This is a genomic window from Photobacterium kishitanii, from assembly GCF_000613045.3.
In the GTDB taxonomy this organism is placed as follows: Bacteria; Pseudomonadota; Gammaproteobacteria; order Enterobacterales; family Vibrionaceae; genus Photobacterium; species Photobacterium kishitanii.
Window position 1 is genome coordinate 2,581,826 of the sequence record NZ_LN794352.1, and the last position, 21,404, is coordinate 2,603,229.

Below are 21,404 nucleotides of genomic sequence, written 5' to 3' on the forward strand. Positions count from 1 at the left end.
CGCGTTTTGAGTGCTTTTTGGTATCTTTGATCATATTAACTGCATAACCATAGTTATGGTTGACTATCGCGCCATCACTGACACCATAACTGCAGAAATCAGTGGTATAAGATTTTATTATTTGCCCTATCTCCCCTAAAGACAGAGTGATATGCTAAAACCAAAGCGATAAAAATATTCGCTACCTATTTTGTCATTTTACGGTTAAGACCCTACAAAATGACACTAGCCCAATCGCGTATATATAAAGGAAGGCTACTGTGTCTGAAATTACTCAACTATCACCAAAAGCTGTTTGGCATTTCTTTGACCAAATTTGTTCAATCCCTCATCCATCTAAATATGAGGAACAATTGGCACAATACATCGTGTCTTTCGCACAAGCTGAAGGGCTAGATGTTCGTCGCGATAATACCGGTAACGTTATTATTAAAAAGCCAGCTACCGCTGGTATGGAAAACCGTAAAGGTGTTGTACTTCAAGCACATATTGACATGGTGCCACAAAAAAATGAAGAAACAGTACACGACTTTACACAAGATCCAATCCTACCTTTCATTGATGGCGAATGGGTAACAGCAACGGGTACAACGTTAGGTGCTGATAATGGTATGGGCATGGCAACTTGCCTGGCTATTCTAGCAGCTAAAGATATCGAGCATGGCCCTTTAGAAGTATTGCTTACTATCGATGAAGAAGCTGGCATGACAGGTGCATTCGGCCTAGAGGCTGGTTGGCTTGAAGGCGATATTCTATTGAATACCGATTCAGAGCAAGAAGGCGAAGTTTACATGGGTTGTGCGGGCGGTGTTGACGCAGCATTAACCGTTGATATTCAACGTGAGGCAATCCCTGCTGAACATCAAGCAATTAAATTAGTGGTTAAAGGCTTAAAAGGTGGTCACTCTGGCTGTGATATTCACACTGGCCGTGGCAACGCTAATAAATTAATGGCACGTTTCTTTATTAATCATGCTAAAGAGCTTGGTTTACGTATCAATAACTTCACCGGTGGTAGCCTACGTAACGCCCTACCTCGTGAAGCTAGTGTCATTGCGACATTACCAGCAGCAAACATTGATCAACTAAATACTTTATTCGCTGAATACCAACAGATGGTTAAAGCTGAATTAGGTCATGTTGAAACTGATATTACTATCTTTACTGAAACATGTGCACTACCTAGAGATATCATGGTAATGGCTGATCAAACTCGTTTAATGAATATTTTAAATGTATGCCCTAATGGTGTTATTCGCATGAGCGATGACATTGAAGGTGTCGTAGAAACATCATTAAACATGGGTGTGATCACCACTGAAGCAGACAAGGTAACTATCCTATGCCTTATTCGTTCATTGATCGATTCAGGTCGTAGCTACGTTGAAGGTATGTTGCAATCACTCGCTGCACTTGCTGGCGCTAAATGCGAAGTATCAGGAGCATATCCTGGTTGGAAACCTGATGCAGATTCTGAAATAATGCAAGTTTTCCGTGATACTTACCAACAAATGTACGGTAACAAGCCTAACATTATGGTGATCCACGCAGGTCTTGAATGTGGTCTATTTAAAGAACCTTACCCAGAAATGGACATGCTTTCATTTGGTCCAACAATCAAGTTCCCACACTCTCCTGATGAGAAAGTGAAAATTGATACCGTCCAAATGTTCTGGGATCAAATGTTAGCGATTCTAAAAAACATTCCGGTTAAAAAATAACCCGCATCGCTAATTCGCAAACCAAATAAAAAAACGGGCTCTGTGCCCGTTTTTTTATAGTGCAATAACAGCTTCGATAGCTATCAAAAACTAAATGATAACTGCTGCGCTTTTAATCCTTGCTCTAAACCAACGCTTAAACCAATTAATCGAATTTCTCTACCTTGTTGGCGTGTGAGTGCTTCTTTTAATAAGATAATAAATTGCTGCTTATCCAACTTGGGGCAAGTATGTTCTACTGTCGTTTGTTGAAAATCAGCAAATTTTAATTTAATTCCTTGCTTAGCAATATTCAATTGGGGACGCACTTTACGCAATCGCTGCTCTAATTCTAAATGTAAGTGCTCAATTACCTGCCAACATTGCTCATAACTGCTGATGTTTTTATTAAAGGTACGCTCAACACCAACCGATTTACGTTGACGCTCAACAATGACTTCTCGTTCATCAATACCATGAGCACGTAACCATAATGACTGGCCAAACTTACCAAACTGTTGCAATAACTGCTGCTGAGCATAATTTTGTACATCTCGACCAACATACAAACCTTGCTGATGTAATTTTTGAATGGTGACTTTACCGACCCCTGGAATCTTTTCCAATTTCAATTCCGCTACAAAATCACCAACTTGTTCTGGCGTTACTACATATTGGCCATTGGGTTTATTAAGATCAGAGGCAACTTTTGCAATAAATTTAACCGGGGCAATCCCAGCAGATGCGGTTAATTGCAACTCTTGTTCAATTGTTTGACGAATATGTTGTGCAATCAAAGTGGCAGAGCCATGAAGCATCTCACAATCACTAACATCTAAATAAGCTTCATCTAATGATAACGGTTCGATTTTATCGGTATAACGCGCAAAGATAGCACGTATTTGTTGTGAAACTTGGCGATACACATCCATCCTTCCACGAACTAAGGTTAAATGCGGACATAGTTTCATTGCTTTCGCTGTCGGCATTGCTGAGTGAACACCGTATTTACGTGCTAAATAATTACAAGTACTAACCACGCCTCGTTGTTCAGAGCGTCCACCGATAGCGATCGGAATATCACGTAAAGCTGGATTATCACGCATTTCAACAGCCGCATAAAAACAATCCATATCAACATGGATAATTTTGCGTTGAATAGGTATCAAATTAGTCACAGCAAATACTCATCAATAAACACAACACATACCTGTTTTTATATACAGCTATATTACCTCAGTTTACTTAATCATAGTAAATATCTCAACGCCCTATTTTGTATATAAAACCAAACATTACAGCATAAAATAATTAACAAAATAAATGACATTAACCAACGATTATGACTAAAATTAATATTCTATTATTACCATTATCAATAAAAGAGCCTTATTTCTTTTTTGGAGTTCAGTTTGCCCTATCAAGTGCTCGTTGTTGAGGACAGTCGCACATTTCGTCATTACCTTAAAGATCAACTTCAACAAGCAGGGTTTGAAGCCATCTTTGCAACCACATTAGCGCAAGCACAATCACTGTTAATACAACCACATGCTTTCTTTTGTGCACTACTTGATTATTGCTTACCTGATGCGGAAAATGGCGAAATTATTGATGTTGTTTTAAGCCATGAGCTAAAGTCGATTGTGCTAACAGCGCAATATAATGATCAAATTAGGGAGCAAATATTAACCAAAGGTGTATTGGATTATTTATTAAAAGACAGCCCAGCTTCTATTGCCTACCTAATTCCATTATTACAGCGTTTAAAAGCCAACATTGGTTATAAAGCCTTAGTCGTTGAAGATTCCCCAACAATAAGACGACATATCTGCCAGCTACTTGAAAAACAAAACTTGACCGTTATTGAAGCTGAAGACGGCGAGCAAGCACTTACATTACTTGCCAAAGCTGACGATATAAGTTTAATTATTGCTGATAATGATATGCCTAAAAAAGATGGCATCACCATGATTCAAGAAATTCGGCATCAATATAACCGTGATGATATTGCTATATTAGGCTTATCAGCCAGTAATGATCACACCTTAACAGCACAATTTCTAAAAGCAGGCGCCAACGATTTCTTATATAAACCATTTAACCAAGAAGAATTTTATTGTCGTATCCATCATATTTTAAATATGAAAGACAATGCTAAGCAGCTCTATAAAATGGCCAATCAAGATACACTCACAGGATTATGGAATAGACGCTACTTTTTTGCTAATACACCAACCACTAAAGACAAGCAAAATATTGCCATGATTGATATTGACCATTTCAAAAAAGTGAACGATAGCTATGGCCACGATGGCGGTGATGCTGTATTGGTGACAATCAGTAAAGTTATTGCAGCCCATTTTCCCGAAGCAATTGTAGCTCGCTTCGGAGGAGAGGAATTTTGTATTTATTATAATGGCCCTCAACGTCTTTTTTTACAGACTTTAGAGTTAGTACGTACTCGCATTGCAACCCTCAACATTCCGTATCAAGATACTTATATCAAAGTAACCATAAGTATTGGGGCTATATATGCCCATAATACGCTTAATCTATTAATCAAACAGGCTGATGATAACCTCTATTTAGCTAAGCAACAGGGTCGTAACTGTCTAGTTCAATAGTGATGATGACATAAAAAAGCCCAAGTATGACTTCAGAGGTCGTACTTAGGCTTTATAGTAAGTAATGACTTACCTAATAGTATTCAAGCTACTTAAATGATCTGGTTCTTTTTCCACTCAGCTTGACGTGCAGCACGAGCTTCACGCTTTTTACGGGCATCACAAGGTTCAGGGCAATCACATTCTTTAGCGATCCCAATCCCATCTAACCCGCCACAACTGCCACTCACCGATTTACGTTGGAAAATATAACCTACTGCCATTGCAATAATAACCAGTAGAAAAACAGCAAATGTTACTAAATAAATTGCCATGGATGCCTCTATTATTTTTTATCTACGTATTGCTCAAAGGTATTTGATTTGTATTCAACAAAGCCATCTTTGGTTTTTACAATCAACATTACAGGGATATTTTCTTGGTTTGCTAATGCAATTGATTCATCCTCTCCCATTACAGAGAATGTTGTCGCATAAGCATCAGCCGTCATACATGATGGTGCAATAACCGTTACTGATACTACATGATTATCAATTGGACGACCCGTTTTAGGGTTAATCAAGTGAGAATAGCGTACACCTTTTTCATCAAAGTAATTACGGTAATCACCAGATGTCGCGATAGCCATATCACCTGCTTGTAAAATTTCTTGTACTGCTCGTTCATTTTCAACCGGTTTTTCAACCGCAATCCGCCATAATACATTGGCTTTATTTTTGCCTTGTAGACGTAACTCACCACCAATATCGACCATGAAATTTTTCACATGAAGATCATCTTTCAGATAGTCAGCAACAACATCAACCCCGTAACCTTTAGCAATAGAAGATAAATCAACATACAGCTTAGCTTCATCTTTTACCAACTTATTACCTGCTAGTACCTGTAGGTGTTGATAACCAACTTCAGAAAGACGAGTTGCGACTTCTTTATCCGTTGGAATAGATTCAGGACGCGCTTCAGGACCAAAGCTCCATAAATTGACGACGGGTCCAACTGTTACATCATAAGCACCATCACTTACTTTAGATATTCGTAATGCTTCAGTGATCACTTTAGCTGTTGCAGCTGATACTGGAAATGGTTGATTTGCTGGTGCCTGATTAAATAAGCTTAATTCAGATTTCGGACGGTAAGTCGACATTTGATCATTAACCAGCTCTAAACGACGGTCGATCTCTTGTTGAATATCTTTCGCGGTAGGCAAACCGTCTTGATTAATAATTTTAATTGAATAATAGGTTCCCATCGTCGAGCCATTAATAGTGATTTGCTGACGCTGATCACTACAGCCGGCAAGTGCTAACAATGCTGTAACTACAACCACAGCCCGTATCAGGAACATTTTCATTCAACTACTCCAATGAAATAAAGGTAATTTTTACTCTAGTGACCATCATTCGCTATTACCTCAAGATAATAACCACAATAAAAATAACATTACAATTCATTAATGACGAAAAAGGCTGGCCATAATAGGCCAGCCTTCTTTCAAGGCGAAGGGCTAATCATTAGCCGCCGAAATCATCCAATAGAATGTTTTCATCTTCAACACCAAGATCTTTCAGCATACTGATAACAGCTGCGTTCATCATTGGTGGACCACACATGTAGTACTCACAATCTTCAGGTGCTTCATGATCACGTAAGTAGTTTTCATAAAGAACGTTGTGAATAAAGCCAGTGTAGCCATCCCAGTTATCTTCAGGCTGTGGATCAGACAGTGCACAATGCCATACAAAGTTAGGGTTTTCAGCAGCTAATGCATCAAAATCTTCTTCATAGAACATTTCACGCTTAGAACGTGCACCGTACCAGTAAGACATCTTACGCTTAGAGTGTAGACGCTTAAGTTGGTCGAAGATATGAGAACGCATTGGCGCCATACCTGCACCACCACCTACGAATACCATTTCATTGTCAGTGTCTTTAGCGAAGAACTCACCAAATGGACCCGAAATAGTACACTTGTCACCTTCTTTTAGTGACCAGATGAATGATGACATTTGACCAGGCGCTACATCAGGATTATTAGGCGGCGGCGTAGCAATACGCACGTTTAGCATAATAATACCGAACTCTTCTGGGTAGTTTGCCATTGAGTAAGCACGGATGATATCTTCATCAACCTTAGACTCGTAGCGGAACAAGTTAAACTTATCCCAGTCGCCACGGTACTCTTCTGGTACATCAAAGTCTGAGTATTTAATGTGATGAGCAGGCGCTTCAATCTGGATGTAACCACCAGCACGGAAAGGTACTGTTTCGCCATCTGGAATCTGAAGCTTAAGCTCTTTGATGAAAGTAGCTTTGTTATCATTCGAGATAACTGAGCATTCCCACTTCTTCACACCAAAAATTTCTTCAGGAAGCTCGATATCCATGTCAGATTTAACGTTAACCTGACACGCTAGACGTTCGCCTTCACGTGCTTCACCTTTAGAAATATGATCAAGTTCTGTTGGTAGAATATCGCCACCACCAGATTTGACCTTCACACGACACTGACCACAAGAGCCACCGCCACCACATGCTGATGATACGAAAATACCGTTAGCAGAAAGTGCATTCAGTAGTTTACCGCCTGCACCTGTGGTGATCGCTTTTTCTGGATCGCCGTTTACTGAGATAGTAATGTCACCTGATGGTACTAGCTTAGATTTAGCGAATAAAATCACTAAAACTAGAGCCAGGATAATCAAGGTAAACATGCCTACGCCAAGAATAATATCCATTGACTATTCCTTCCTTATCCTGATTACAGCTGTACGCCAGAGAAAGACATAAAGCCTAACGCCATAAGACCAACAGTGATGAAGGTAATACCTAAACCACGAAGACCCGCAGGTACATCTGAGTATTTCATCTTCTCACGGATACCCGCAAGCGCAACAATTGCCAACATCCAACCAACACCTGAGCCGAAGCCGTAGACGATTGATTCTGTGAAGTTGTAATCACGTTGCACCATGAAAGATACACCACCGAAGATCGCACAGTTAACTGTGATCAACGGTAAGAAAATACCTAGCGCGTTGTATAGCGGCGGGAAAAAACGGTCAAGAACCATTTCAAGGATCTGAACCAATGCCGCGATAACACCAATGAACGTAATGAAGTTCAAGAAGGTAAGGTCAACACCTGGGAAAATCGCACCATCTTTAAGTACGTAGTTGTACACAAGATTGTTTAACGGTACAGATAATGTAAGTACTACGATTACCGCAACACCTAGACCAAAAGAGGTCTTAACTTTCTTAGACACAGCTAGGAAAGTACACATACCCAAGAAGAAAGATAACGCCATGTTCTCGATAAAAATCGAGCGAATCAATAGGCTAATATAATGTTCCATATTCCTATTACTCCTTCGCTTCTATTTGTTCTGGACGGAAAGTACGAATAATCCAGATCATGAAACCAATTAGGAAGAACGCAGAAGGAGCCAACAGCATTAGACCGTTCGGGTGGTACCAACCGCCATCAGAAGCCAGTGGTAATACCTGCATACCAAATAACTTACCAGAGCCTAAAAGCTCACGGAAGAAAGCAACAGTAATTAGCACAAAACCGTAACCTAAACCGTTACCGATACCATCAATAAATGCTGGTACTGGTGCTGATTTCATTGCGTATGCTTCCGCACGACCCATTACGATACAGTTAGTAATGATCAAACCAACAAATACAGATAGTTGCTTTGATACATCGTAAAGGTAAGCACGTAATACTTCGTCAACCACGATTACCAATGATGCGATAATCGCCATTTGCGCAATAATACGCACACTGTTTGGAATTTGATTACGAACTAATGATACAAAAAAGTTCGAAAATGCAGTTACCAATGTTACTGCAATTGTCATTACAAACGCAGTTTCTAACTTAGTAGTTACCGCTAACGCTGAACAAACACCAAGAATTTGTAATGCAATTGGGTTATTGCTGATAAAAGGTCCAAACAGGATCTTTTTCATTTCTTTAGTATCAGCCATTATTCAGATCTCCTGCACGTAACTTAGCAAGGTAAGGACCAAAGCCCTGTGCACCGAACCAGAAATCGAAGGTATGCTGTACGCCGTTACTTGTTAGCGTTGCACCAGAAAGACCATCAACTTGGTGATCAGTACCTACAGGTGCACCACCCTTAAGGATTTTAATTGCAGGTTTGAAGTTCATATCGTACAACTTCTTACCAACAAACTGCTCACGCCATGTTGGGTTTTCAACTTCACCACCTAGTCCAGGAGTTTCCGCCTGATCATAGTAAGTGATGCCGTCAATAGTATTACCATCAGTTGCAACAGCAACGAATGCATACATCATTGACCATAAACCATTACCGTGAATAGGTAGGATCACCTTAGTTAGAGTGCCAGCTGCATCTTTAACAAGATAAACAGTCGCTACATTTGCACGACGAATGATCTTTGCTAAATCTTCGTTTGCTGGAAGTTTGATAGATTCTTTATCATTCTTCGCGGCTTCACGTTGATTGTATTTAGCTGCATTTTCACCACCAACTTCATCAACATAATTACCAGTATCAATGTTTACAAGCTTAGGCTCGATAAACTGGTTATACGTTTGTTTGATGTTAGTGTCTTTGTTTAGCAGACCTGCAACAGCAAGAATATTACGCTGCACGTCAAGTACCGCATTTTCTTGCTGTTTTGGACGTAGAACAACTGCTGCTGTAGATACGATGATTGAACACACTAGGCTCAATACTACAACAAAAATCAGCGTTCTTGAGAAGCTATCCTTATTACTTGCCATGACGAGCCAGTCTCCGTTTGATGTTGCCTTGAACAACTAGGTTGTCAAATAGAGGTGCAAATAGGTTAGCAAATAGAATCGCTAGCATCATACCTTCTGGATATGCAGGGTTAACTACACGTACCATTACAGCCATTGCACCGATCAATGCGCCGTACCACCATTTTGCTTTATTGGTGAACGCAGCTGACACTGGATCTGTCGCCATAAACATCATACCAAACGCAAAGCCACCAAGAACTAGGTGCCACTGCCAAGGCATGTTGAACATTGGATTAGTATCTGAACCGATAATGTTAAATAGCGTTGCAGCAACGATCATACCGATCATTGTACCGGCGATAATACGCCATGAAGCAATGCCCATAATAACAATAAATGCACCACCGATAAGGATAGCAAGTGTTGATACTTCACCAATTGAACCTGGAAGATGACCAACAAAAGCGTCCATCCAAGTGATTGATTGACCAGTAATAGTGTTAACTACGTCTGCTTGACCACCTTGAGACCACTGACTTAGCGGTGTCGCGCCAGAAAAACCATCCGCCGCATTCCATACTAGGTCACCAGAAATCTGACCTGGGTATGCGAAGAATAGGAAAGCACGACCAGCAAGTGCTGGGTTAAGGAAGTTACGACCTGTACCACCAAAAATTTCTTTTGCGACAACAACACCAAAGGTAATACCTAAAGCTGCTTGCCAAAGTGGTAGTGTTGGCGGAACGATCAAAGCAAATAAGATCGATGTTACAAAGAAACCTTCGTTAACTTCGTGCTTACGTACCATACAGAACAACACTTCCCAGAAACCACCAACCGCAAAAACTACTGCGTAGATAGGTAAGAAGTAAGTTGCACCAAGTAGCATCTTGCTACCCCAACCAGCAGACGCTGATAGCGTACCGCCAAGCATTTGGGTAAACCAGTAATGCCAGTCAGCAGCAATAACTGCTGTTAGTTTATCTGCAGTGTATAGGTGGTTAAGACCAGCAATCGCTTGATCACCCACGTTATACATACCCCAGAACATCGCTGGGAATACCGCAAACCATACCATGATCATGATACGTTTTAGATCGATACTGTCACGCACGTGCGCAGATGAACGCGTCACTTGTCCCGGTGTATACATAAGAGTGGCAAACGCTTCATACAACGCAAACCAACGCTCATGCTTACCACCTGGTTCAAAGTGGTGCTCGATACCTTCGAGGAAATTCTTGAAACCCATGAATTACCCTTCCTTCTCAATTTTGTCCAGACACTCACGCATCATTGGACCAAACTCATATTTACCAGGACATACGAACGTACATAGTGCTAGATCTTCTTCATCTAGTTCTAGTAAGCCCAACTGTTGTGCACTGTCAATATCACCGGCACAGATGTCGCGCAGTAATAATGTTGGTTCAATATCAAGCGGCATTACTTTTTCGTAATTACCGATTGGCACCATAGAACGTTCACTACCGTTAGTCGTAGTTGTCATATTGAACAACTGACCTGGGAAGAACTGGCTCATAAAGGCGCGAGTAACAGAAAACTTGTTTTTACCAGGAACAATCCAGCCTAAGAATTCTTTTTCGTAGCCTTCACGTAGTGCAGAAACTTGTAAGTGATAACGGCCAAGGTATCCATGAACACCTTCAGCTTTAACACCGTTAAGTACTGAACCTGATAGCACACGCAATTGACCAGGCATCATTTCTGAATCTGTTAACTCAGAAATAGAAGCACCGATTTGTGTACGTACCAAACGTGGGTTAGTCACAACAGGACCTGCAAGCGCTACTACACGATCAGTGAAAATTTCACCAGTCAGGAACAACTTACCAAATGCAATCACATCTTGGTAATTAATGTTCCATGCAATATTCTTGGCATCAGCACCGAACAACATATGGATATGTGTACCGGCTAAACCTGCTGGGTGTGGACCGTTAAATACATGCTCTTCAACGTTAGCTTCAGCCGAACGAGGTAAGCTTGCACCTGATTTACATACGTAAACTTTGCCACTGGTCAAACGTGAAAGCACAGTCAAACCAGCAATGAACGCATCATTTTGCTCATTGATGATTACTTCTGGGTTAGCTGCTAACGGATTAGTATCCATCGCAGTAACAAAAATCGCTTTCGATTCTGAACCAACAGCAGGTACTTTACTGAACGGGCGCGTACGAAGCGCTGTCCACATACCTGATTCAACTAATTGATCAACGACAACTGCACGATCTAGTTGTGCTAATTGAGCTGCATCATATTTGTTAAACGTAATTTGCTCATTACCTTCTACATCAATAACTACTGATTGTAGAACGCGTTTAGCACCACGATTAACTTCAACTACCTTGCCGCTAGCTGGAGCAGTGAATTTAACACCCGGGTTCTTTTTATCTTCAAAAAGAACCTGACCTTTTTTCACTACATCCCCTACGCGAGTATGCATTGTAGGACGCATACCAACATATTCTTCGCCAAGCAAGGCGACTTTAGAAATGGCATTGCCATCATGTATCGCCTGGGCTGGAGTCCCTGAGATTGGGATATCCAAACCCTTTTTTATTGTAATCATACGCACTTGCACTACATTAAAGGGAAAAAAGAATTTTCATATTGCGTAATTAAGATACTGCGTTCCTTGGCCTGATATCGATAAACAGGCAGTGACAACAACCACAGAACGACTCCGCATCGCAACATCCAGTTAACTATCTCGCTACAAACCTAATAAACGAGTAATTTTTCAGCCCGCGATTCTACCACTAATTAACTCGTTTTTTCTATGGTAATCCACGCGATTCCGTGTGAAAACCAAGCAACAAATAAGACGCAATAGCTTTATTGACTAATAAATATGATCAACTGCACATTTACGGGATATTTTTACATAAATATGAATTTTTAAAATTTACTAATTATTTAACAATGCTGTAAAAAACACCACTCAACAACACATGATACCAACATAAACACAAACTTATTATCAATCATGAGATAATCAGTATTATTTTAAAGAGTTATTTAACATGTTATCAATAATATGAATCAACCACAGTCATTACTGTAAGTTATTCAAAATGGCATAAAAAAAGCCGTTTAGTTAACGACTTTAGTAAAATTGATAGCTCTATCACTTATCAAGTGTTGAGCCACCATGACATTTGGGTGATGCTGGCGCATTAAGTTGTTGCAGCCATTCTGATTCGGTATAAGTATGAATCGCAAGTGCATGAATATGGTTTGCTAATTCATCAGCTAAACACTGATTTACCGCTCGATGACGGGTGATAAGCCGTTGACCTTCAAACTGAGCACTGACGACAACAACTTTGAAATGACTTTCAGAACCATCAGGCACATTGTGCATATAACTTTCATTGATTACGTCAACATGCACAGGATCAAAACTGTGCTTTAACTTTGCTTCGATTTGGGGCTGAATCATAATATCCTCAGTTTAAAAGCGATTTTTACCATAAACGACACCAATCGCTCATTATTATGGCGTTAACTTGATAGATTTCCTTTCAAGCCTTTCACTGTTCTGCGAAAATGCTCTACTATTTCGTCAACATACTCGAAAGTTATTATTAATGAAACCAGAGCTAACCTTGCACCAACGTACTTTAACGCTAACCCGTTTTCCAGTACGCAAAAATGAAACCCTGCAAGCATGGGATGCCGCAGATGAATATTTGATCAATTATTGCCACGCGATGGAGCTTGATCCTCAACGTCCTGTACTGATCATCAATGATAATTTCGGTGCATTAAGTTGTTGGTTTGCAAATCAAGCCCAAGTCACAACCGTAACTGATTCATTTATTACTCAACAAGCCATTACTAATAACCTCAATGAAAACAATTTACCGGCAATTGCGATTATCGATTGTTTAGCTGAATTACCAACTAATCCACAATTAGTCTTAATTAAACAACCTAAAAATAATCGGTTACTTAGTTGGCAGTTACAACAACTGTGCCATCTATTACCACAAGATTGTGTGGTGATCACCGCAGGTAAAGTAAAAGAAATTCATTCATCAACCTTAAAACTGTTTGAAAAATATTTAGGTGGAACTAAAACATCGCTAGCCGTTAAAAAAGCGCGGTTAATTTTCACTACTGTCAATAAGTCATTAGCAGCTCCAATGCCACAGCCAACAAGCTGGACAGTACCAGAACATGACCTAACCATCACTAACTATGCCAATGTATTCTCAAGTGATAGCTTAGATATTGGCGGTCGTTTTTTGTTAGATTTCATTCCATCAAAGCCTCAATACAAAGATATTATTGATCTTGGCTGTGGTAATGGTGTTATTGGCATTAAAGCTGCACGTTTAAACCCACACGCTAATATTACCTGTGTTGATGAAAGTTTTATGGCGACAGCATCTTGCCAAGAAAATGCACAATTAAACCTAGCGAGCACAGAAAAATTCGACGTTATGGTCGCTAACTGCCTAGATAACTTTAACAATCAAAGTGCTGATCTGGTGTTATGTAACCCACCGTTTCATCAAAACAATACCATTACCGATCACATTGCTTGGCAAATGTTCTGTGATGCACAACGGGTATTACGTCCACATGGCGAGTTGATCATCATTGGTAATCGTCAGTTAAAATACCATGAAAAATTAAATCGTATTTTCACTAAAGTCGACACCATTGGCCATAATGATAAATTTGTTGTCTTACGCGCAACAAAATAGACTAAACCTTATTGTCGTCTAAATAGAAATTTAAACGACAATAGTTACTTACTTCCACTAATAAGCAAAGGGAATGCTTTATGATAAAAAAATACGTTCTGCTAGCATCAACATTAGTATTAAGTGCGTGTGCTGCAACACAACCCACGCCACCGATTACATTAACGCCTACCGCTGTATTTACCTCACAGCCATGGGCAAATCATAAAGCCCTCAACCTTACCAGTGTTGATAAGGCACCGAATAGTTATATTGCGGCAATTGATAGCGGTACTGAAAATGTGCAAGTTATTCAACCCCAACAACCCGTTTCCACCACATTACGCCAAGCGTTAGCGCAACAACTTAGCGGCCAAGGATTTAGCATTACGGATAGTGCTACATCAACCATGATGGTTACTGTTGAAAAAGCCTTAGTCACAGTCAAACAAGGGCTAGTAAAATATAACATGCACAGTGAGTTACAGTTGCAATTAACAGTAAATACTCCTGATGGACAATTTATTAAGCGTTACTCAGGCCGTTCAAGCCGTGAAGATGCACTAAAGGCATCAGATAAAGATATTGCAACAAGCATGAATAAACTCATGAATTCAGTCCTCAACGAAATCGCTAGCGATAGCGAACTAAATAAATACCTTACGGAGAATGTATAAATGTCGCGTTTTTTATTAGCACTATGCTTGCTAGTTGCGTTACCTGTTAGCGCAGCCACAAAAGTGTTGGTTACAACCAATTTAGGTAACTTTACCGTTGAACTGAATGAAGCTAAGGCACCTATTACTACTAAAAACTTTCTACGTTACGTCGATGATGGTAGTTATGTAGGTACTATTTTTCATCGCGTTATTCCTGGCTTTATGGCACAAGGTGGTGGTTTTGATAAAGCATTAAAACAGCGCCCTAGCTACCCACCAATCAAAAATGAAGCTGACAACGGTTTGGCCAATAATATCGCAACAATTGCAATGGCACGTACTCAGAATCCAAACTCAGCTACGCGTCAATTTTATATTAACCTCGCAAATAATGATTTCTTAAATACCCAAGGTAACCGAACAGGCTATGCTGTATTTGGTAAGGTAATAAAAGGCTTTCCTGTGGTTGAAAAAATGGCAACCATAAAAACAACAACAGATCCACGTACAGGTATGCAAAATATACCAACGCAACCGATTATTATTGAAGCGATGAAAGTCATTAAATAATGTGATTACGTCACCTGTACGTAGTCACTCACGTAACAGGTGACGTCTATGTTGACACTTGCTTATAATCGTCCTGAAATGCCAGAACAAGAACGGTGTTTGCAACAATTTGTTGTCGATAACGCTCCCGTTTTAGCACTCAATGCGATAGCTGCTAGCCATGGTGATATTAGTTATATTCAGCTACAAAACTTATTTAACCATCAATTAGCACAATGGTGGACGCTACCCCATGACAACCCACAACCTGCAAATCAATATGAAGCAAGCTATTGGTCTTTAGTACAGACATTAAATGGTATCAGTGATTACCAGTTAATCGGAGATCGCTTTATTCAGCACAAAGTAGCAACCCTCAGCTGCTATTTACTCAATATTGGTCCATCCCCTGAAGTTACTGCAATAAATCGTCCTTAGTGTTACTAATTTATCTAAATCTGCGATTAAATAGAATTAAATAGTAAAATATTTGTCTGATAATCATCAAGTCAATGCGTATATTTTTGATAGCTGCTAAGCTTTAGTTTTACAGCAAAAATCTCAAATATTCAGTATGCTAACGACGAGTATTGTTACGTTGGTTGCCAGAGGAAGATATGGATAAAGCGACACCTCAACAAAATACCCAAGGCTGGCGAGTTTATGCTAACCCTAAAGCCTTAATCATGTTAGCTCTCGGATTTTCATCAGGCTTACCAATCTTATTAGTGTTTGGTACCCTGTCTTTTTGGCTGCGAGAGGCTGATGTAAGTAAAACCAGTATTGGTTTTTTTAGCTGGGTAGCTTTAGCGTATGGTTTTAAATGGGCATGGTCACCACTTGTAGATCGTTTTCCATTACCTATTTTTTCACGCCTATTTGGCCGTCGTCGTGGCTGGATGCTATTTTCACAAATTGTGATTATTTTGTCGTTGTGCGGTATGGCGTTAAGTAATCCTCAAACCGACCTGCTTCAATTTGCTATTTTTGCCATCATGGTCGCTTTTGCCTCTGCAACTCAAGATATCGTTATTGATGCTTTTCGTATTGAACTCGCAACCGAGAGAATGCAAGCTGCATTATCTGCTACCTATTTAGCCGGTTATCGATTAGCAATGATCATGGCAGGAGCTGGAGCATTAGCGTTTGCTGCATGGTTTGGCTCAGACACAGGTTATGATCCGAGTGGCTGGAAAAGCGCTTACTTTATGATGGCAGCCATGATGTTGATTGGTGTTATTACAACCTTGATTGTCAAAGAACCGACAATTGATAATCGTGCCATCGATTCTATAGAAGCGGATTACAAACAGTTACTGCTTAATAAAGGCTACAATAAGCACCATGCTAATTTGAGCGCGTGGTTCTACACCGCAGTTATTATGCCATTTCGAGATTTCTTTCAGCGTTACGGCAAAAATGCACTACTGATATTACTTTTAATCAGCTGTTACCGTATTTCAGATATTGTAATGGGAGTAATGGCAAATGTGTTCTATGTTGATATGGGCTTTACTAAAAATGAAGTCGCTTCAGTATCAAAAATTTTCGGGGTCATAATGACCATTGCAGGTGCTGGACTAGGGGGGATTTTAGTCAGTAAATTTGGCACCCTCAAAATACTGGCACTGGGTGCACTGTTATCTGCGATCACTAACCTGTTATTTATTGTGTTTAGTTACGTCGGCAATAATATTGAAATGTTAACTGTGGTTATTTCAGCAGATAACCTCGGGGCAGGTATTGCAACCGCAGCATTTATCACTTTTATGTCGAGCCTGACCAATGTCGCATTTTCTGCCACCCAATATGCGCTATTTAGCTCGATAATGGTGTTATTCCCTAAATTTATTGCTGGTTTCTCCGGTGTCTATATCGATCACTTTGGCTATAACGTATTTTTCTTAACTACAGCATTAATGGGCATTCCAGTACTGATATTAATTCGTATATTAGCCAATAACTCAGCGCTTAATATTGTCGCTACACCGACCCACCAGCCTTAAAAACCTGTTATAAAATAATCACGCCAAAGGAAGTTAGCCATCACAGCTAACTTCCTCTTTCATTATTATCTAACATCGCCCTCCAAAAATTAAAGCCCGTTAGTCTATTAAGCACATTTAAAGTTCACTTTTATCATTACTCAATGGATCAATATCACACTTTACAATCACTGTAATCGATTACATTAGATCATGATCACAAGTAGAAAAGGATGACGCAATCGTTTCATTCCCAAACGTGCAATAAAGCACTAGAATCAGCGCCAACAAAACGGGGCGGCCAAAATCCCACCATCTAGATCAACATGAGCGAGATATCAAGATGCGCAAATCACTAGTAGCATTAAGCGTTTTAGCAGCAACAGCACTACCTTCGTTAGCTAATGCGGCAGATTACTCTGACAACATCCATAAGAATGATTACAAATGGATGCAATTCAACTTAATGTACGCGCTAAAAGAATTACCTCGTCCTGCAGATGCACATTCAGGTCACGACTACTTAGAAATGGAATTTGGTGGTCGCTCAGGAATTTTTGATCTTTATGGTTACGTTGATGTATTTAACCTAACTAACTCTAGTAGCAGCGATAAAGCATCTTCACCAGATAAAATGTTCATGAAATTTGCACCACGTATTTCACTTGATGCATTAACTGGTAAAGATTTATCTTTCGGTCCTGTAAAAGAATTGTATGTTGCGACACTATTTAACTATGGTGGTAATAACGGCGGCGTTAATAACTACTTCGTTGGTCTAGGTTCTGACATTGAAATGCCATGGTTAGGCAAAATGGGCTTCAATGTTTACTCATTGTATGACATGAACAAAAAAGATTGGAACGGTTACCAAGTATCAACTAACTGGTTCAAACCTGTTTATACTTTTGAAAACGGCACTTTCATCTCTTACCAAGGTTACCTTGATTACCAATTTGGTATGAAAAAAGAAAACGCATCATCAACAAGCAACGGTGGTGTAATGTACAACGGCCTTGTATGGCATACAGATCGCTATGCGGTTGGTTACGGCCTCAAAGCTTACTACAATGTATACGGCATTAAAGACTCTGCGGGTCTTAAATCAACAGGTGTTTCACAATACTTCAGCCTATCTTACAAATTCTAAGCTGACGGCATAACACCATAAAAAAAGGCGCTGATAGCGCCTTTTTTGATCGCCGTTATTAGTCACAATGTTATCATGCAATAAATTAGCTAAATAACGGACTCAACTGTGAACATAACCCTGTTAGGTGCTGGTGCCATTGGTGCATTATGGGCAGTAAAATTAACCCAACAGCAGCATAATGTGCAATTGTGGACCAGAAGTTCCGCGACAAAAACAACGCTCCATTTTAGTGAATTGAACGCACCCAGCACCAGTAATAACTACTCTTTCAACTGTAATGATCCTCATGCTCTCGCAGCCAGTGAGCTCCTTATTGTTACAGTCAAAGCATTCCAAGTCACCACAGCAATTACTCCACTACTGCCCTATTTGAGCGCTGATTGTGTAGTGGTTATTATGCATAATGGTATTGGTAGCCAACATCAAGTCCAACAATTATTACCCCATAATCCAATTATCTATGCCACCACCTCTCAAGCCGCTTTCAAATCGACCCCAACAACGGTTCATCATACAGGCTTAGGACAAACATCCCTGGGGGCTATCAATCAGCAAGCACAAACACAATCCAATATTGCTAAAGTCTTTAACGCGGCATTATCTCCAAGCCAATGGCAAGCTAATATCTATCAACCGCTATGGCAAAAATTAGCCATCAATTGTGCAATTAACCCGCTAACAGCCGTAAACCAATGCTGTAACGGTGACTTAGCCCAAGCTTGTTATCAATCACAACTTGATAATATTTGTAACGAAGTCGCCCAAGTAATGACAGCGGAAGGGTTTAGTACCACCCAACAACAATTGCGCCACCAAGTTGATACCGTTATTACTGCTACCGCAGCCAATTATTCATCAATGAATCGTGATATTTTTCATCACCGCCTGACGGAAATCGACTATATTAGCGGTTACTTAGTCCAACAAGCTCAGCGCCACCACATTGACACACCAATAAATAAACAATTGTGGCAGGCGATTAAACACATGGAGTCACAAGACCATGAATGAATTATGTCCTCGTATTGTCGTTTGTATTGCCCCTGGCAGTGAAGAGATGGAAGCAATTAACACCATCGCTATTTTAAAACGGGCAGAGTTTGAAGTGATTGTTGCCAGTGCCGCCGAAGATGGTGCGTTGATAGTTGCGGGCTCACGTGGCATTAAACTGGTCGCTGATACCGCATTAATAACCATTGCTGATGACCAATTTGATGCAGTGGTATTACCCGGTGGCGTTGCTGGCGCCGAGCATTTTCGTGATAGTCCATTGGTGGTCGAGTTTGTTAAACAGCACCACTATGATGGTAAGTTAATTGCTGCTATCTGTGCGACACCTGCAATTATGTTTGCCGCTAATGATATGTTTACTAAAGCACTAATGACCTGTCACCCTGCTTTTCATCACCAAATTCCTGCAGCACAACTGCGTCCTAAGCGGGTGGTATATGACAAACAGGCGCGATTACTGACCAGCCAAGGCCCAGGCACTGCGCAAGAATTTGCACTTGATATTGTTACCCAACTGACTAGCAAAGCCAAAACAGCGCCTATCGCCGAATCAATGGTGGTATGGCCAAATATGCATTACGACGTCATGCCTGAACGTTAATGCGCGTTTTAGTTTAAAAATAAAAAGCCCTCAATGATCAGATCATAATGAGGGCTTTTTTAGAGGCTATATTGGCCAAACAAGACCAATAGGCTTTAATTTACAGTGGACGATACACTTTCACGTTTTCAAAGCCATTCTCTTTCAAGTATAAGGCTTGTAAACGACTCATCACACCATGAGCACAGTACAGTAAGTAAGTCTTATCTTTCGGTAAGTCACCAAACTGAGTAGCTAACTTGTAGAATGGAATATGTTTCACTTCCACACCGTCTAATTCTAGCGGGCTTTCATCTTCTTCATCTGGACTACGAATATCAAGCACGACAGCATCAGTAGCAATGAGATCAACTAATTCAACCTCAGGGGCTTGTTCTTGGCTCTGTTTTTCGATTTCACGAATATCCATCACTCGTGCCTCATCTATAACGCGATCAAGAATCGTAAAGTCAAATTTCGCTTCTTCAATCTCAAGCTTTGATTTTACAGCTTTAACTGTCGGGCTCTTTGAGATCACACCACAGAATTCAGGCATAGTCGCTGCGAAATCTTCGGTACCAATCTGACGTGATACATCGATAATATCTTCTTTATCCCAATTAATTAGCGGACGAAGAATTAACGTATCGGTCACGTTATCAATCATACGAAGGTTAGTCAGTGTTTGGCTAGAAACTTGACCTAACGCTTCACCAGTCACTAATGCTTGAATACCAAACTTATCAGCAACACGACCCGCAGCACGCATAAACATACGTTTTAGGATCACACCCATTTGACCATCGTCAACTTTTTCTAAAATCTCACCCACAACAGGATCGAAATCAACCGCAATAAATTTAACTTTGGCAGATGAACCGTATTTTTTCCATAAGAAGTGAGCAACTTGCTTAACACCAATCTCATGCACTGGGCCACCAAGATTAAAGAAACAGTAATGTACTTTACTGCCACGTTTAATATGGAGATAGCTTGAAACACCTGAATCAAAACCACCAGAAATAAGGCTTAATACGTCTTCTTGAGTACCTAGAGGGAAGCCACCTAAACCTTTATGACGGAATAATACTTGGTTAAGTAGATTATGTTCTATCTCAATATTAACGGTAATATCAGGCTTTTTAAGTTTTACCTTTGCAGACTCAATCGCTTGATTAAGACCACCACCGACATAACGCTCAGCTTCAATTGAAGTGAAGTCATGTTGGCCAACACGCTTTGCGCGCACACAGAATGTCTTACCTTCAAGGCTATCACCAACAAGTTCTAGTGTTTTCTCAAAGATATTATGAAGATCAGTAAATTCCGTCTGTTGAACTTCAAGTGAATGGTGAATACCTGGTGTTTGCGTTAATGCTGCAAGTACCATGTCACGTTTAGTTTCATCAGGTTCGTTCACTTCTAATGAAAAGCGACGGTTGTAAACACTAACAGACTCAGACTGACGCTTTAAAATAATGCGCAGGTTAGATTCAAGAATTTTGATAAAACGCTTACGTACAGAGTCACTTTTAACAAAAATCTCTGGATGTGGTTTAACTATAAATTTCATAACACACTTCGCTTCACTGGGTCTAAAGTACCAAACAGAATAAAGTACCAAACGGAATTAAAGGCGCAAATTATACAGCAAGGTGTCT

General features: G+C 40.1%; 21 protein-coding genes. 10 read left to right on the forward strand and 11 right to left on the reverse strand.

Translation table 11 applies throughout. The features are described from left to right. The first annotated feature begins 260 nt into the window (after positions 1-260). A complete protein-coding gene (locus tag PPBDW_RS12115; protein ID WP_036795768.1) occupies positions 261-1,721 on the forward strand; it encodes an aminoacyl-histidine dipeptidase in 1,461 nt (486 codons plus the stop codon). An 83-nt stretch (positions 1,722-1,804) separates the two neighbouring features. Here the strand turns inward: PPBDW_RS12115 and dinB are convergent, their stop codons facing one another. Next, positions 1,805-2,869, reverse strand: coding sequence for a DNA polymerase IV (gene dinB / locus PPBDW_RS12120; RefSeq protein WP_412457861.1), 1,065 nt, complete (start codon positions 2,867-2,869; stop codon positions 1,805-1,807). A gap of 243 nt (positions 2,870-3,112) precedes the next feature. On the opposite strand from dinB, the gene PPBDW_RS12125 reads away from it, so the two are divergent. After that, positions 3,113-4,324 (forward strand): GGDEF domain-containing response regulator, encoded by a 1,212-nt coding sequence (locus PPBDW_RS12125; RefSeq protein ID WP_036795772.1) that lies wholly within the window; start codon positions 3,113-3,115, stop codon positions 4,322-4,324. 92 nt (positions 4,325-4,416) lie between these two features. Here the strand turns inward: PPBDW_RS12125 and nqrM are convergent, their stop codons facing one another. From nqrM to bolA, 9 genes are all read right to left on the reverse strand, one after another. After that, the gene (gene nqrM / locus PPBDW_RS12130; protein ID WP_036795773.1) at positions 4,417-4,638 is read right to left on the reverse strand and encodes a (Na+)-NQR maturation NqrM; all 222 of its coding nucleotides are present in this window, start codon (positions 4,636-4,638) and stop codon (positions 4,417-4,419) included. Between the two features lie 11 nt (positions 4,639-4,649). Beyond that, positions 4,650-5,675: an FAD:protein FMN transferase gene (locus PPBDW_RS12135; protein WP_036795774.1), complete on the reverse strand. Its 1,026-nt coding sequence runs from the start codon at positions 5,673-5,675 to the stop codon at positions 4,650-4,652. Between the two features lie 160 nt (positions 5,676-5,835). Beyond that, entirely contained in the window at positions 5,836-7,059 is a 1,224-nt protein-coding gene (nqrF, locus tag PPBDW_RS12140; protein WP_036795775.1) for an NADH:ubiquinone reductase (Na(+)-transporting) subunit F, read from the reverse strand. Between the two features lie 23 nt (positions 7,060-7,082). After that, complete coding sequence (gene nqrE, locus PPBDW_RS12145) at positions 7,083-7,679, reverse strand: NADH:ubiquinone reductase (Na(+)-transporting) subunit E (RefSeq protein WP_036795777.1); 597 nt, start codon at positions 7,677-7,679, stop codon at positions 7,083-7,085. A 7-nt stretch (positions 7,680-7,686) separates the two neighbouring features. Then, positions 7,687-8,319, reverse strand: a complete 633-nt coding sequence (locus PPBDW_RS12150; protein ID WP_036795778.1) for an NADH:ubiquinone reductase (Na(+)-transporting) subunit D — start codon at positions 8,317-8,319, stop codon at positions 7,687-7,689. Continuing rightward, complete coding sequence (locus tag PPBDW_RS12155; protein ID WP_036795779.1) at positions 8,312-9,103, reverse strand: Na(+)-translocating NADH-quinone reductase subunit C; 792 nt, start codon at positions 9,101-9,103, stop codon at positions 8,312-8,314. Before PPBDW_RS12155 ends, PPBDW_RS12150 begins: the two co-directional genes overlap by 8 nt. Further along, on the reverse strand, positions 9,093-10,337 hold the full coding sequence (locus PPBDW_RS12160; RefSeq protein WP_036795780.1) for an NADH:ubiquinone reductase (Na(+)-transporting) subunit B: 1,245 nt from the start codon (positions 10,335-10,337) through the stop codon (positions 9,093-9,095). Before PPBDW_RS12160 ends, PPBDW_RS12155 begins: the two co-directional genes overlap by 11 nt. A gap of 3 nt (positions 10,338-10,340) precedes the next feature. Continuing rightward, positions 10,341-11,681: a Na(+)-translocating NADH-quinone reductase subunit A gene (locus PPBDW_RS12165; RefSeq protein WP_036796463.1), complete on the reverse strand. Its 1,341-nt coding sequence runs from the start codon at positions 11,679-11,681 to the stop codon at positions 10,341-10,343. A gap of 558 nt (positions 11,682-12,239) precedes the next feature. Continuing rightward, entirely contained in the window at positions 12,240-12,554 is a 315-nt protein-coding gene (bolA, locus tag PPBDW_RS12170) for a transcriptional regulator BolA (RefSeq protein ID WP_036795782.1), read from the reverse strand. A 148-nt stretch (positions 12,555-12,702) separates the two neighbouring features. Between bolA and PPBDW_RS12175 the strand changes: the two genes are divergently transcribed. The 8 genes from PPBDW_RS12175 to PPBDW_RS12210 all read left to right on the forward strand — a co-directional run bounded on the left by PPBDW_RS12175 (position 12,703) and on the right by PPBDW_RS12210 (position 19,764). After that, entirely contained in the window at positions 12,703-13,827 is a 1,125-nt protein-coding gene (locus PPBDW_RS12175; protein ID WP_036795784.1) for a methyltransferase, read from the forward strand. Between the two features lie 80 nt (positions 13,828-13,907). Further along, positions 13,908-14,483, forward strand: coding sequence for a YajG family lipoprotein (locus tag PPBDW_RS12180; protein ID WP_230850425.1), 576 nt, complete (start codon positions 13,908-13,910; stop codon positions 14,481-14,483). Then, complete coding sequence (locus PPBDW_RS12185; protein WP_036795785.1) at positions 14,484-15,035, forward strand: peptidylprolyl isomerase; 552 nt, start codon at positions 14,484-14,486, stop codon at positions 15,033-15,035. 48 nt (positions 15,036-15,083) lie between these two features. Next, on the forward strand, positions 15,084-15,452 hold the full coding sequence (locus PPBDW_RS12190) for a hypothetical protein (RefSeq protein ID WP_036795786.1): 369 nt from the start codon (positions 15,084-15,086) through the stop codon (positions 15,450-15,452). Positions 15,453-15,631: 179 nt separating this feature from the next. Beyond that, positions 15,632-17,020 carry an AmpG family muropeptide MFS transporter gene (locus PPBDW_RS12195; protein WP_036795787.1) on the forward strand — a complete coding sequence of 463 codons (1,389 nt, stop codon included), beginning with the start codon at positions 15,632-15,634 and terminating at the stop codon, positions 17,018-17,020. A gap of 322 nt (positions 17,021-17,342) precedes the next feature. Next, the gene (locus PPBDW_RS12200; RefSeq protein WP_036795788.1) at positions 17,343-18,149 is read left to right on the forward strand and encodes a nucleoside-specific channel-forming Tsx family protein; all 807 of its coding nucleotides are present in this window, start codon (positions 17,343-17,345) and stop codon (positions 18,147-18,149) included. Between the two features lie 108 nt (positions 18,150-18,257). Beyond that, positions 18,258-19,163, forward strand: coding sequence for a 2-dehydropantoate 2-reductase (panE, locus tag PPBDW_RS12205; RefSeq protein ID WP_036795790.1), 906 nt, complete (start codon positions 18,258-18,260; stop codon positions 19,161-19,163). Beyond that, the gene (locus tag PPBDW_RS12210) at positions 19,156-19,764 is read left to right on the forward strand and encodes a DJ-1 family glyoxalase III (RefSeq protein WP_036795791.1); all 609 of its coding nucleotides are present in this window, start codon (positions 19,156-19,158) and stop codon (positions 19,762-19,764) included. Before panE ends, PPBDW_RS12210 begins: the two co-directional genes overlap by 8 nt. Positions 19,765-19,864: 100 nt before the next feature. Here PPBDW_RS12210 and thiI read toward each other — a convergent pair whose 3' ends face one another. After that, on the reverse strand, positions 19,865-21,316 hold the full coding sequence (gene thiI / locus PPBDW_RS12215; RefSeq protein WP_036795792.1) for a tRNA uracil 4-sulfurtransferase ThiI: 1,452 nt from the start codon (positions 21,314-21,316) through the stop codon (positions 19,865-19,867). Between the last annotated feature and the right edge of the window lie 88 nt (positions 21,317-21,404).

Excerpts from the sequence above, each read along its gene's own strand:
- PPBDW_RS12210 (WP_036795791.1), top strand. The coding sequence starts at position 19,156 with ATGAATGAATTATGTCCTCGTATTGTCGTTTGTATTGCCCCTGGCAGT.
- PPBDW_RS12195 (WP_036795787.1), top strand. The coding sequence starts at position 15,632 with ATGGATAAAGCGACACCTCAACAAAATACCCAAGGCTGGCGAGTTTAT.
- PPBDW_RS12155 (WP_036795779.1), bottom strand. The coding sequence starts at position 9,103 with ATGGCAAGTAATAAGGATAGCTTCTCAAGAACGCTGATTTTTGTTGTA.
- thiI (WP_036795792.1), bottom strand. The coding sequence starts at position 21,316 with ATGAAATTTATAGTTAAACCACATCCAGAGATTTTTGTTAAAAGTGAC.
- PPBDW_RS12165 (WP_036796463.1), bottom strand. The coding sequence starts at position 11,681 with ATGATTACAATAAAAAAGGGTTTGGATATCCCAATCTCAGGGACTCCA.
- PPBDW_RS12185 (WP_036795785.1), top strand. The coding sequence starts at position 14,484 with ATGTCGCGTTTTTTATTAGCACTATGCTTGCTAGTTGCGTTACCTGTT.
- PPBDW_RS12180 (WP_230850425.1), top strand. The coding sequence starts at position 13,908 with ATGATAAAAAAATACGTTCTGCTAGCATCAACATTAGTATTAAGTGCG.
- nqrF (WP_036795775.1), bottom strand. The coding sequence starts at position 7,059 with ATGGATATTATTCTTGGCGTAGGCATGTTTACCTTGATTATCCTGGCT.
- PPBDW_RS12190 (WP_036795786.1), top strand. The coding sequence starts at position 15,084 with ATGTTGACACTTGCTTATAATCGTCCTGAAATGCCAGAACAAGAACGG.
- PPBDW_RS12150 (WP_036795778.1), bottom strand. The coding sequence starts at position 8,319 with ATGGCTGATACTAAAGAAATGAAAAAGATCCTGTTTGGACCTTTTATC.
- PPBDW_RS12200 (WP_036795788.1), top strand. The coding sequence starts at position 17,343 with ATGCGCAAATCACTAGTAGCATTAAGCGTTTTAGCAGCAACAGCACTA.
- bolA (WP_036795782.1), bottom strand. The coding sequence starts at position 12,554 with ATGATTCAGCCCCAAATCGAAGCAAAGTTAAAGCACAGTTTTGATCCT.
- nqrE (WP_036795777.1), bottom strand. The coding sequence starts at position 7,679 with ATGGAACATTATATTAGCCTATTGATTCGCTCGATTTTTATCGAGAAC.
- PPBDW_RS12160 (WP_036795780.1), bottom strand. The coding sequence starts at position 10,337 with ATGGGTTTCAAGAATTTCCTCGAAGGTATCGAGCACCACTTTGAACCA.
- PPBDW_RS12175 (WP_036795784.1), top strand. The coding sequence starts at position 12,703 with ATGAAACCAGAGCTAACCTTGCACCAACGTACTTTAACGCTAACCCGT.
- PPBDW_RS12135 (WP_036795774.1), bottom strand. The coding sequence starts at position 5,675 with ATGAAAATGTTCCTGATACGGGCTGTGGTTGTAGTTACAGCATTGTTA.
- nqrM (WP_036795773.1), bottom strand. The coding sequence starts at position 4,638 with ATGGCAATTTATTTAGTAACATTTGCTGTTTTTCTACTGGTTATTATT.